Raw genomic sequence first — 12,365 nt, 5'->3', positions numbered from 1 at the left:
GGGGCGCGGAGTTCCGGAGGCGAACAGTCATGAGCGGCGCGATGCGCAGGATCGGCGAGTACCTCGGCCTGCTCGAGGACACCGGCCGGTACGACGACGAGTACGGCGAGTACGCCGGGGACTACGAGACCCAGGAGACCGCACCGGTCGCCACGCGCTCGTCGAAGCGGGAGAGCCGTCCGGCGCCCGTGTCCGACCTGTCCGAGCGCCGCCGTCCGGCGTCGGGCCCGACCGGAGTGGTGGCTGAGCTGTCCCGCATCACGACCCTGCACCCGAGCACCTACAACGAGGCGCGCACCGTCGGAGAGAACTTCCGCGAGGGCACCCCGGTCATCATGAACCTCTCCGAGATGGACGACGCCGACGCCAAGCGCCTCGTCGACTTCGCCGCCGGCCTGGTCTTTGCGACCCGTGGCACCATCGAGCGCATCACCAACAAGGTCTTCCTGCTCTCGCCGCCGAACGTCTCGGTGGCGGCCGAGGACAAGCAGCGCATCGCTGAGGGCGGATTCTTCAACCAGAGCTGAGGACAACACGTGCATGTGGTCGGGTCGATCATCGAGATCGTCCTCTGGGTCTTCATCGCCCTGCTCTGGATCCGGTTCGTCGTGGACTGGGTGCAGATCTTCGCCCGCTCCTGGGTGCCGCGGGGCCCGATGCTGCTGGTCCTGGAGGCCGTGTACTCCACGACCGACCCGCCGATCAAGGCGTTGCGCCGGGTGATCCCGCCGCTGCGGATCGGGAGCATCTCGCTGGACCTGAGCTTCCTGATCGTGCTGATCGCGGCCTACGTGCTCCTCCAGATCAACCGGGAGATCATGCTCTGATGTACCCGGTACGCCGCGCGGACGGTGCCCCGGGCAATGCGCCGGGGCCGGATGCAGGCGCTATTGTTCGACGGACAGTTACTTTGACGATCAATGAATGGGTGAGGTCATGCCGCTGACGCCTGAGGACGTGAGCAACAAGCGCTTTACTCCCGTCCGGCTCCGCGAGGGCTACGACATGGGTGAGGTCGACCAGTTCCTCGATGAGGTGGAGGCCGAGCTGGCGCGTCTCACGAAGGAGAACGACGACCTCCGGTCGAAGCTGGCCACCGCGCAGGGCTCCGGAGGCGTCACCGAGACGGCACCGCAGCCGCGCGTCGAGGAGCGGGCCCCCGAGCCCGAGCCGGTCGCCGCGCCCACCCCGGTGGTCGCCGCGAGCCCGGTCGAGACGATCCGGGTCGAGACCGTCCCCGAGGCGTCCAACGCCGCGGCTCGCCTCCTCGAGATCGCCACGCGCAACGCCGACGAGCTCGTCGAGGACGCGAAGAACCAGGCCGACAAGATCGTCGGCGAGGCCCGCACCAAGGCCGAGCGTCTGGAGTCCGAGGCGAAGACCAAGTCCGACCGGATGGAGTCCGACGCGCGGACCCGCGCCCAGATGCTCGACTCCGAGACCGCCGAGCGCCGCCGCCAGATGTTCGGCGACCTGGAGCGGGAGCGCGACAAGCTCAACGGCGAGGTCGAGAACCTCCGCTCGTTCGAGCGGGAGTACCGCTCTCGCCTCAAGAGCTACTTCAGCCAGCAGCTCGAGGCGCTCAGCGGCGGCACCGAGGCCCCGATGTCCTCGGGTGACGAGGCCCCCGCGCCCAAGCGTCTGCGCTCGATCCTCGGCGAGGACGAGACCTGAGTCGCCCAGCACACCGTCGTACCACTGCGGCCGGCCCCTCGGGGCCGGCCGCAGTGCTGTTCCCGGTTCTCCGGTGTGCCGGATTGGAGGCGTTGGGGGTCACCGGCTACCCTCCACGCACACCTGTGGGTTCGGCCCACAGCCGCCGAGGCCCAAGGAGGCCCGACCATGGCTCGCACCACGAGGAAGTCGCTCGCCGGACACGCCGCCTCTGCCGCCCGCAAGGTGATGCCACGCCGACCCGCCAAGACGGCCGCGACCGAGTCGACCCCGGCGGCCACGACGGCGAAGAAGAACGGCACGGCGGCCAAGGCCACGCCGGCCCGCTCGACCGTGACGGCCAAGGCGGTCCCGGCGAAGAAGGCGGCTCCGGTCAAGAAGGCGGCCCCGGTCAAGAAGGCGGCCCCGGTCAAGAAGGCGGCCCCGGTCAAGAAGGCGGCCCCGGTCAAGAAGGCGGCCCCGGCGAAGAAGGCGGCCCCGGCGAAGAAGGCGGCCCCGGTCAAGAAGGCGGCCCCGGCCAAGAAGGCGGCCCCGGCCAAGAAGGCGCCCGTGAAGAAGGCGCCCGTGAAGAAGGCGCCCGTGAAGAAGGCATCGCCGCGCGCACTCGTGGTCCAGGAGGGTGAGGCCGCCTGGACCAAGGCCGAGCTCAAGGAGGTGCTCGACGAGCTGCAGGAGCAGCGCGAGCACAGCGCGCGGATCGTCGCGGCCCAGGAGGACGAGCTCGACGGCCTGATGCGCGACTCCGGTGACGGGGCCGGCCAGGACCAGGCGGACCTCGGTGCGACCAGCTTCGAGCGCGACCACGAGCTGACCGTGCTCAACAGCGAGCGCGACAAGCTGGCCCAGATCGAGCGAGCCCTGGCGCGCATCGACGACGGCACCTACGGGGTGTGCGAGTCGTGTGGCAACCCCATCGGCAAGATGCGGCTCATGGCGTTCCCGCGTGCGACACTGTGCATGACATGCAAGCAGCGCGAGGAACGTCGCTGACCGGCGACCAGTCTGATCCGGCCCAGCCTCGACCGACCCGACCGCGGCGTCACCACCTGCTGGCCGTCCACGCCGCGGTCGCGCTCACGGCGTACGCCGTCGACGTCGGCTCGAAGGTCCTCGCCGTCGACCGGTTGAGCGGACGTCCCGATGTCCAGCTCGTCGGCGACCTGTTCCAGCTCCACCTGGTGCGCAACCCCGGGGCGGCCTTCAGCACCGGCACCGCCTACACCGAGGTCCTCAGCATCGTCGCGATCCTCGCTGTCCTGGTGCTGCTCTACCTCGCGCGCCGGATCGGGACGGTCGGCTGGGCGGTCTCGCTCGGCCTGCTGCTCGCCGGGGTCTCCGGCAACCTCACCGACCGCCTGGTGCGCTCGCCCGGCCCGCTGCGCGGACACGTCATCGACTTCTTCATGCTGCCGCACTGGCCGGTGTTCAACGTCGCGGACATCTGCATCGACGTGGCCGCCGTGCTGATCCTCGTGCAGGTCTACCGCGGCGTCCGGCTCGACGGGACCCGGACGCCCCGCGACGCCGCGCCGCAGGAGACGCCGGAGTGAGCCGCGGTTCCGACCACCGGGTGCTCTCGGTGCCCGAGGGCCTCGCGGGGGAGCGGGTCGACGCCGCTCTGGCGCGGATGTTCGGCCTCTCGCGCACCCGCGGCGCCGAGCTGATCGCCGCCGGGAACGTGCTCGTCGACGGGGCACCGGTCGGCAAGAGCGACCGGGTGCTCCCGGGCTCGACGGTGGCCGTGACCATCCCCGTCGAGGCGGACCCGCTCGCGGTCGTCCCCGAGGTCGTCGAGGGGATCAAGATCCTGCACGACGACGACGCCATCGTGGTGATCGACAAGCCCGTCGGCGTCGCGGTGCACCCCTCGCCGGGCTGGTCCGGCCCCACGGTCGTCGGCCACCTCGCCGGCGCGGGCTTCCGGATCTCCACCAGCGGGGCTCCGGAGCGACAGGGGATCGTGCAGCGCCTCGACGTCGGCACCTCGGGCGTGATGGTGATCTGCAAGTCCGAGCACGCCTACTCGGTGCTCAAGAACGCCTTCCGCCGCCGCACCGTCGACAAGGACTACCACGCCCTGGTGCAGGGACACCCGGACCCGCTCGAGGGCACCGTCGACGCGCCGATCGGCCGGCACCCCAAGGCCGACTACAAGTTCGCGGTGATGGCCGACGGCCGGCACAGCGTGACGCACTACGAGACCCTCGAGGCACACCGGTTCGCCAGCCTGCTCGAGATCCATCTCGAGACCGGACGCACCCACCAGATCCGGGTGCACATGGCCGCGCTCAAGCACCCCTGCGTCGGCGACCTCACGTACGGCGCGGACCCCAGCCTGGCCCGCCGGGTCGGGCTGGAACGGCAGTGGCTGCACGCCGTACGCCTGGGCTTCGAGCATCCCGAGACCGGCAAGCAGGTCCAGTACGAGTCGGAGTACCCGGAGGACCTCGCGCACGCGCTCGAGGTGATCCGCGGTGCAGACTGACCTGCTGCTGAGGCAGGCGGGGCCCGAGGACGCCGGGGCGATCGCCGATCTCTACACCGCCGCCCGGGTCGCGGCGGTCCCGCAGATGCCACCGGCGGTGCACAGCAACGCCGAGGACCGAGCCTGGATGGCGGGCCAGCTCGCCCGCACCGACCGCGAGGCGTGGATCGCCGAGCGGCACGACGAGCCCCTCGGGTACGCGCTCCTCGCGCCGGTCTGGCTCGACCACCTGTTCGTACGGGCCGACGCGACCGGGGAGGGTGTCGGGACCGCGCTCCTCGACCTGGTCAAGGCGCTGCGTCCCGACGGGTTCTCGCTGTGGGTCTTCGAGACCAATGCCGGGGCCCGTCGCTTCTACGCTCGCCACGGCCTGGTCGAGCTCGAGCGCACCGACGGCGCGGCCAACGAGGAGAAGGCCCCCGACATCCGGATGGCCTGGCCGGGAGCGGACGCGCTCGGGTTCTACCGCGGTCTGATCGATGAGGTCGACGAGCAGCTCGGCGACCTGCTGGCCCGGCGCGCCGCGCTCACCCGAGCCGTCCAGGCCCACAAGACGGACGGCGCCCGCGACCCCGAACGCGAGCGTGCGATCGCCGAGGCGATGGCCCGGCGCGCGCCCGGGCTCGGCGTCGAGCGACTGGAGCGGATCGTGCACACGATCATCACCGAGAGCCTCGGCCGGTCCTGAGCCGAGCTGTGCCCTGAGCTGGCCCCGCCAGAGCCACCCGGGTCGGCGAGACGCGGTATCGCGCGCCCCACAGGCACCACCGGTCGGCCGATCCCTGCACTTCTCGGCCGAAGTTTCGGCCCAACAGTGCAGGCTTCCCCGGGTACCCGGGGAAACCGCCGCGGGCCCCTCCGGGCGTTGTCGGCGGTTGGTGCCACGATGCGGCGTACGGGCGGGTTAGGGTGGTCCCCTTCCCCCAGGTCCACGCCGCGATTCCCCCGTGGCTCTGGTTCTGCATGCCCGCACGACGAGTTTCCGCCTGAGCACATCGAGGAGTGGCCCGCGACGATGGCGACCGGCACCCAGGACTCCTTCGTCCACCTCCACGTCCACACCGAGTACTCCATGCTCGACGGGGCCTCGTTGCTCGACGGGCTGTTCCGCCGGGTGGCCGACCTCGAGATGCCGGCGATCGCGATGACCGACCACGGCAACCTGCACGGGGCGTTCGACTTCTACTCCAAGGCCCGCAAGCACGGCGTGAAGCCGATCATCGGCATCGAGGCCTACATCACGCCGGGCACGGGCCGCGGCGAGCGTCGGCGGGTGCGCTGGGGCAAGGGCGACGCGGCCGAGGAGGGCGGCGACGACGTCGCCGGCGGCGGTGCCTACACCCACATGACGATGTGGGCCGAGAGCACCGAGGGCATGCACAACCTGTTCCGGCTCTCCTCCCTGTCCAGTCTCGAGGGCTACTTCTACAAGCCCCGGATGGACAAGGAGATCCTCCAGCGGCACAGCAAGGGCATCATCGTCAGCACCGGGTGCCCCAGCGGCGCCATCCAGACCCGGCTGCGGCTGGGGCAGTGGGACGAGGCCGTCCGCGAGGCCGGCGAGCTGCAGGACATCTTCGGCCGGGACAACGTCTACCTCGAGCTGATGGACCACGGCATCTCCGTCGAGAAGCGGGTCCGCGACGACCTGCTGCGGCTGGGCCGCGAGCTCGGCATCCCGCCGCTGGCGACCAACGACTCCCACTACAACAACCCCGACGACGCGGACGCCCACGACGCCCTGATCTGCGTCGCCTCCGGCAAGCGGCTCTCCGACACCAACCGGCTCAAGTTCGACGGCGGCGGCTACTACATCAAGTCGCCGGCCGAGATGCGCCAGCTCTGGGCCCAGCACGACCTCGCCGCCGCGTGCGACAACACCCTGGCCGTCGCGGAGCGCTGCGAGGTGGAGTTCGTCGAGTCCACGGGCGGCTACATGGCCCGGGCCGACGTCCCGGCGGGCGAGACGGAGGACAGCTGGTTCCGCAAGGAGGTCTGGCGCGGCATCGAGGCCCGCTACCCCGGCGACCGGCTGACCCAGGAGGTCAAGGACCGCGTCGAGCTGGAGCTCGCGATCATCTCCCAGAAGGGCTACTGCGGCTACTACCTCGTGGTCGCCGACTTCATCCAGTGGTCCAAGCGCAACGGCATCCGGGTCGGCCCGGGTCGCGGCTCGGGCGCGGGCTCGATCGCGGCGTACGCGCTGAGCATCACCGACCTCTGCCCCCTCGAGCACGGGCTCTTCTTCGAGCGCTTCCTCAACCCCGAGCGTCCGTCGATGCCCGACTTCGACATCGACTTCGACGACCACCGCCGCGGCGAGGTCATCAAGTACGTCTCCGACAAGTACGGCGCCGACCGGGTCGCCCAGATCGCCACCTTCGGCCGGCTCAAGGCCAAGGCTGCGATCAAGGACGCCGCGCGGGTGCTCGACTTCGGCTTCGCGATCTCCGACCGGATCACCAAGGCGCTCCCGGCCGACGTCATGGGCAAGGGCGTCGCGCTCAAGGACATCTTCGAGCCCGGCCACAAGCGGTACGGCGAGGGCGGGGAGTTCCGGTCCCTGCACGACTCCGACCCCGACGTGCGCCGGATCTACGAGACCGCCGTCGGACTCGAGGGCCAGATCCGCAACTGGGGTGTGCACGCCGCGGGCGTGATCATGTCCAGCGAGCCGCTGATCGACATCGTGCCGATCATGGCCCGCCCGCAGGACGGCACGATCATCACCCAGTTCGACTACCCCATGTGCGAGTCGCTCGGGCTGGTCAAGATGGACTTCCTCGGCCTGAGCAACCTCCACATCCTCGACGACGCGGTCGCGAACATCGAGGCCAACCGGGGGGAGCAGGTCGTCCTGGAGGAGCTGCCCTTCGACGACCGGGCGACCTACGAGCTGATGGGCCGCGGCGACACGCTGGGCGTGTTCCAGCTCGATGGCGGCGGCATGCGGGCGCTGCTGCGCTCGATGCAGCCCGACCAGTTCGCCGACATCACCGCGGTCAGCGCGCTGTACCGGCCCGGCCCGATGGGTGCGGACTCGCACAACAAGTACGCCCGCCGCAAGAACGGCCGCGAGCCGATCGAGCCGATCCACCCGAGCCTGGCGGAGGCGCTCGAGCCGGTGCTGGGGGAGACCTACGGCCTGATCGTCTACCAGGAGCAGGTGATGGCGATCGCCCAGGTCCTGGCGGGCTTCACGCTGGGGGCCGCGGACAACCTGCGCCGGGCGATGGGCAAGAAGAAGAAGGAGGAGCTCGACAAGCAGTACGCCGGGTTCCAGTCCGGCATGCTGGAGCGCGGCTTCCCGCAGGCCGCGATCGACACGCTCTGGGCGATCCTGCTGCCGTTCTCCGACTACGCGTTCAACAAGTCCCACTCCGCGGCCTATGGCGTCATCACGTACTGGACCGCCTACCTCAAGGCGAACTACCCCGCCGAGTACATGGCCGCGCTCCTGACGTCCGCGAAGGACGACAAGGACAAGCTCGCCATCTATCTCAACGAGTGCCGCCGGATGAAGATCCAGGTGCTTCCGCCGGACGTCAACGAGTCCGCCCACAACTTCACGCCGGTCGGCAACGACATCCGCTTCGGCCTGACCGCGGTCCGCAACGTCGGCAGCAACGTCGTCGACGGCATCGTCGCGGGCCGGGAGGAGAAGGGCCGCTACGAGGACTTCAACGACTTCCTGTCCAAGGTTCCCGCGCACGTGTGCAACAAGCGGGTCTTCGAGTCGCTGATCCTCGCCGGCGCCTTCGACGACATGAAGCACAAGCGCCGCGCCCTGCACCTCAAGCACGAGGAGGCGGTGGACCGCTACGTCGGCCTCAAGCGCGAGGACGAGGGCCAGGACTCGCTCTTCGGCGGCTCGGGCTCCGACGACGTGGTCTTCGACGTCAGCATCACGCTGCCCGAGGTCGACGAGTGGGACAAGATGACCCTGCTCAGTCGGGAGCGGGAGATGCTCGGGCTCTACGTCTCCGACCACCCCCTGCTCGGCCTCGAGCACGTGCTGGCCAACAGCAGCGACTGCAGCATCGGCCAGCTGATGCTCGACGAGGACCGTCCCGACGGCTCGTCGGTCACGATCAGCGGCCTGGTCACCACCGTCCAGCGCAAGATCACCAAGCGCGGCGACGCCTGGGCGATGGTCACCATCGAGGACCTCGACGGTGCGATCGACGTGCTGCTGTTCCCGAGCGCCTACCAGCTCGCCGGACCGCACCTGGTCGAGGACGCGATCCTCACGGTGAAGGGCCGGCTGTCCCGGCAGAAGGACCAGCCCGAGATCCATGGCCAGGAGGTGACCGTCCCCGACCTCTCGGACGGGCCCTCCGGGCCGGTGGTGATCAGCCTGCCCTCGACCCGCTGCACGCCGCCGGTGGTCGAGCAGCTCAAGGACGTGCTCGGCACCCACCCGGGCCTGACCGAGGTCCGCCTGCGACTCTTGACCCGTGAGGAGACCGTGGTCATGCGGCTCGACGACCGGCTCCGCGTCACCCCGAGCCCGGCGCTGTTCGCCGACCTCAAGCAGCTGCTGGGGCCCGGGTGCCTGACGGGGTGAGCGGCCCCGGGCATCGCGCGTCCCTGCGCCCAGGGCTGGTCCAGCTCCTGATCGGCGTGCTCGTGCTCGCCGCCGCGGGCGCGCTGGGCGGGGTGGTCTGGGAGTGGGTGTGGACCGCCCCGGTCGGTGTGGTCGCCGACCACCAGTGGCTCGCCGAGGACGAGGCCGGCCTGCGCGGACAGTTCTCCGGGACCGGCTGGTTCGTCGTCGTCGCCACCGTCACCGGACTGCTCGCGGGCGGTGTCGTCGCGACCTTCCTCGACCGGATGCCGCTGCTCACGCTGCTCGCGGTCGTGGTCGGCTCCGCAGCCGGCACCTGGCTGATGCTCACCGTCGGCACCGCTCTCGGCCCGCCCGACCCGACCCTGATCGCGCGCACCGCCGAGAACGGCACCCACCTCCCCGGCGAGCTCGGCGTGTCCCGCCGTACGCCGTGGATCTCGATGCCCGCCGGAGCGCTGGTGGCGCTCACGCTGGTCTTCTTCGGGCTCTCCCCGGGACGCCGGCACCACCACGACCACGTCCACGAGCAGCACGACGAACACCGCCGCGAACACGGCCACGAACACCGACACGAGCACCGCCAGGATCCGCACTCGCCGGAGCACCGCGCCGGGTAGGCTCCCGCCCGTGGAGAACAGCCCGGAGTACCTCGACAGCGGCACCGGCGGACCGCTTCAGCGGCCGTCCACGCCGTCCGGCCGCAGCGGGCCCCGGACCGGTTGGATCGTCGGTGGCGGCGTCGCCGTGCTCGCCGTGGTCGGCGCCGGGGCGTGGGCCGCCTGGTCGTTCTTCGCCACCGGTCCGCAGCCGGCCGAGGCGCTGCCGGGCGCCACGATCGCCTACGCGAGCGTCGACCTCGACCCGAGTGGCGGGCAGAAGATCGAGGCGCTCCGCACGCTGCGGAAGTTCCCGGCGTTCAAGGACGAGATCGGGCTCGAGACCGACGACGACATCCGGCAGTGGATCTTCGAGGAGGTCCAGGGCTCCGGCGCCTGCGCGGATCTCGACTACGGCGACGACGTCGAGCCCTGGCTCGGCGACCGGATGGCCGTCGCCGCGGTCGACGCCGGTGAGGACGCGCCGTCACCCGTGTTCGTGCTCCAGGTGACCGACGAGGGCAAGGCCGACCGGGGGCTGGCCAAGATCCAGGACTGCAGTGGTGGGGACGGCGGTGCCTGGTCGATCGCCGACGGCTGGGCGCTGGTGGGGGAGACCCAGGAGATCGTCGACCGGGTCGCTGCCGACGCCGCCGAGTCCCCCCTCTCGGAGGACGAGGACTACCGCACCTGGACCGACGCAGCCGGCGACGCCGGCATCGCGACGGCCTACCTCGCGCCCGAGGCCGGGCAGGTCCTCGCCGACAACCTCGGTGGCCTGATGCCGCCGCTGTACGGGCTCGGCGACGCCGTCCCGGGCTCGAGCACCGACCTGCTGCCCTCCGAGGTCACCCGGGGGCTCGAGGAGTTCGGTGGCCTGGCCGCGACCCTCCGCTTCGACGACGGCTCCCTCGAGCTGGAGGTGGCCGCGGACGCCGGCAAGTCCCAGGAGGCGCTCGACGGCGCCGACCGCGGGGACGACGTGCTCGCGACGCTCCCCGACGACACCGCGGCCGCACTGGGCATCGGGTTCGCCGACGGGTGGTTCGGCGACCTCGTCGACCAGTTCGCCGGCCAGCTCGGCGGCGACCTGAGCGGTGACGAGCTCCTCGACGAGCTCTCCTCCGATTCCGGCCTCGACCTGCCCGAGGACGTCGAGACGCTGACCGGCGAGTCCGCCGCGCTGGCCATCGGGGGCGACTTCGACCTCGAGACGTTCGTGAACTCCGCAGACGGCAGCGGGGTGCCGGTCGGGCTGAAGGTGCAGGGCGACCCGGACGGGATCGAGTCCGTGCTGGACAAGCTGCGCCCTCAGCTCGACGGCGCCGAGTCCTTCCTGGGCAGCGACCGCGACGGCGACCTGATCGCCATCGGCCCCGACGCCGACTACCGCCAGCAGCTGCTCGAGGACGGGGACCTCGGCGGGTCCGAGGTGTTCGAGAACGTCGTGCGCGAGGCCGGCGACGCGGCCGCGATCCTGTTCGTGAACTTCGACGCCGGCGACTGGCTGGCGAGTCTCGCGGGCGACGACCCGGAGGTCGAGGACAACCTCGAGCCGCTGCAGGGGCTGGGTGTGAGCACCTGGCTCCAGGACGACGCCAGCCACGTGGTGCTCCGGCTCACGACCGACTGATCGCCGCCACGGTCGCGTCGGTGGCCCGCACCAGGTCGGCCGGCGCGATCCCCAGGTCCAGGCCGCGACGCCCCGCGGAGACGTAGACGGTGTCGAAGCCGAGCGCGCTCTCGTCGAGCACGGTCGGGTGCGACCGCTTCTGGCCCACCGGCGAGATCCCACCCGCGACGTACCCGGTCGCCCGCTCGGCCGCCGTCACCTCGGCCAGCGCCGCCCGGCTCGCGCCCAGCGCACGCGCCAGGGCCTTGAGGTCGAGCTGACCGGTCACGGGCACGATGCCCACCGCCAGCCTCCCGTCGACGCTGGCCATCAGCGTCTTGAAGACGACGGCCGGGTCGAGGCCGAGCGCCTCGGCCGCCTCCAGGCCGTACGACGCGGCCCGCGGGTCATGGTCGTACTCGTGGAGGGTGAACGGGACCCCGGCCCTGGTCAGCGCCACGCTCGCGGGGGTGCCACCGTGTCCGGTTCTGGTCTTCTTGGCCACTGGACCGGTCTGCACCCTTCCGTTGGTGGTGAAGGCCGACTCTCGGCCCACCGGATTTCGACGCGCTCGCGCGACTTCGTACCTCAGTCGCGTCGCTTGCTCAATCTTCGCTCACCACGCGCCCACGCTCGTTCCTCGCGTGCGCGCTGTTCGCTCAGTTCGGCGACCAGCGGGTCCGGGCCACCTCGGTGGCGGGCAGCGAGGGGATCACGTTCATCGCACGCAGCTCGGCGCGCAGCAGGTCGGTGACCATGACCAGGCGGATCGCCGCGTCCTCGGCCTCGAGCAACGACTGGCGCTCCGGCATCGGCAGGGGCGCGACGGCCGCCAGGGTCCAGGACAGGTACGTCGGGTCCCGCGGCAGGGCCCCGGCGTACGGGTCGGCCCGGATGTCGGCCAGGGCGGCTCGGTAGGCCGTGAACGCCATCCGGGCCCGGTCGAGGACCGCCTCGGCCACCGGCGCCTCGGGATCGGGCAGGTCGGTCACGTGGCCGACCGGGAAGAGCCCGGTGGTGTCGAGCCGGTCGAGCTGGATCCGCTCCAGGCCGACCGCCACCACGTCGAAGCTGCCGTCGGGGTGCGGCTCGACCTCCGTGAGCTGCACCCGGCAGCCGACCCGGTACAGCGACTGGGCGCCGTGCTCGCCCACCTCGTAGCCCTCCCGGATCGCCACGGACCCGAAGACCCGCGCCGCGGGGTCCTCGATGCGCAGCAGGTGGTGCACGAGCGCCCGGTACCGGTCCTCGAAGACCGTGAGCGGCACGCTCACCCCCGGGAACAGCACCGCGTTCAGCGGGAACATCGGCAGCGTCTCGGGCACGGTGCCAACGTAGCCGCTGGGGATGTCCGGGGTTTCGAGGCTCGCTGCGCTCGCACGTCAACCACCGGGCCGGCTCGCGGCGCTCGCACCTCAACCGCCGGAC

Annotated in this window: 12 protein-coding genes; 10 read left to right on the top strand and 2 right to left on the bottom strand. The window is 71.2% G+C overall.

Annotated features, from left to right (window positions below; translation table 11 throughout):
- Positions 1-29 precede the first annotated feature (29 nt).
- From sepF to QMC84_RS03465, 10 genes are all read left to right on the top strand, one after another.
- Positions 30-527 carry a cell division protein SepF gene (gene sepF, locus QMC84_RS03510; protein ID WP_300371822.1) on the top strand — a complete coding sequence of 166 codons (498 nt, stop codon included), beginning with the start codon at positions 30-32 and terminating at the stop codon, positions 525-527.
- Positions 528-536: 9 nt separating this feature from the next.
- Positions 537-827, top strand: a complete 291-nt coding sequence (locus QMC84_RS03505; protein WP_300371820.1) for a YggT family protein — start codon at positions 537-539, stop codon at positions 825-827.
- 97 nt (positions 828-924) lie between these two features.
- Complete coding sequence (locus tag QMC84_RS03500) at positions 925-1,674, top strand: DivIVA domain-containing protein (RefSeq protein WP_300371818.1); 750 nt, start codon at positions 925-927, stop codon at positions 1,672-1,674.
- A gap of 168 nt (positions 1,675-1,842) precedes the next feature.
- Positions 1,843-2,664 carry a TraR/DksA C4-type zinc finger protein gene (locus tag QMC84_RS03495; protein ID WP_300371816.1) on the top strand — a complete coding sequence of 274 codons (822 nt, stop codon included), beginning with the start codon at positions 1,843-1,845 and terminating at the stop codon, positions 2,662-2,664.
- Complete coding sequence (gene lspA / locus QMC84_RS03490) at positions 2,637-3,224, top strand: signal peptidase II (RefSeq protein ID WP_300371815.1); 588 nt, start codon at positions 2,637-2,639, stop codon at positions 3,222-3,224. Before QMC84_RS03495 ends, lspA begins: the two co-directional genes overlap by 28 nt.
- The gene (locus tag QMC84_RS03485; protein WP_300371813.1) at positions 3,221-4,159 is read left to right on the top strand and encodes an RluA family pseudouridine synthase; all 939 of its coding nucleotides are present in this window, start codon (positions 3,221-3,223) and stop codon (positions 4,157-4,159) included. The genes lspA and QMC84_RS03485 overlap by 4 nt, the downstream gene beginning before the upstream one ends.
- Entirely contained in the window at positions 4,149-4,847 is a 699-nt protein-coding gene (locus QMC84_RS03480) for a GNAT family N-acetyltransferase (protein ID WP_300371811.1), read from the top strand. Before QMC84_RS03485 ends, QMC84_RS03480 begins: the two co-directional genes overlap by 11 nt.
- A 327-nt stretch (positions 4,848-5,174) precedes the next feature.
- Positions 5,175-8,726 (top strand): DNA polymerase III subunit alpha, encoded by a 3,552-nt coding sequence (gene dnaE, locus QMC84_RS03475; protein WP_300371809.1) that lies wholly within the window; start codon positions 5,175-5,177, stop codon positions 8,724-8,726.
- On the top strand, positions 8,723-9,346 hold the full coding sequence (locus QMC84_RS03470) for a hypothetical protein (protein WP_300371807.1): 624 nt from the start codon (positions 8,723-8,725) through the stop codon (positions 9,344-9,346). Before dnaE ends, QMC84_RS03470 begins: the two co-directional genes overlap by 4 nt.
- Before the next feature lie 10 nt (positions 9,347-9,356).
- Positions 9,357-10,958: a DUF3352 domain-containing protein gene (locus tag QMC84_RS03465; protein WP_300371805.1), complete on the top strand. Its 1,602-nt coding sequence runs from the start codon at positions 9,357-9,359 to the stop codon at positions 10,956-10,958.
- Here the strand turns inward: QMC84_RS03465 and ybaK are convergent.
- Both ybaK and QMC84_RS03455 read right to left on the bottom strand, forming a co-directional pair.
- Positions 10,945-11,397: a Cys-tRNA(Pro) deacylase gene (ybaK, locus tag QMC84_RS03460; protein WP_300371803.1), complete on the bottom strand. Its 453-nt coding sequence runs from the start codon at positions 11,395-11,397 to the stop codon at positions 10,945-10,947. The genes QMC84_RS03465 and ybaK overlap by 14 nt on opposite strands.
- A gap of 199 nt (positions 11,398-11,596) precedes the next feature.
- Entirely contained in the window at positions 11,597-12,262 is a 666-nt protein-coding gene (locus tag QMC84_RS03455; protein ID WP_300371801.1) for an LON peptidase substrate-binding domain-containing protein, read from the bottom strand.
- Positions 12,263-12,365: the final 103 nt, after the last annotated feature.

The sequence above is a fragment of the Nocardioides sp. genome (genome assembly GCF_030019515.1).
In the GTDB taxonomy this organism is placed as follows: domain Bacteria; phylum Actinomycetota; class Actinomycetes; order Propionibacteriales; family Nocardioidaceae; genus Nocardioides.
Note: the sequence above shows the minus strand (reverse complement) of the source record. Positions and strands in the feature narration are given on the sequence as shown.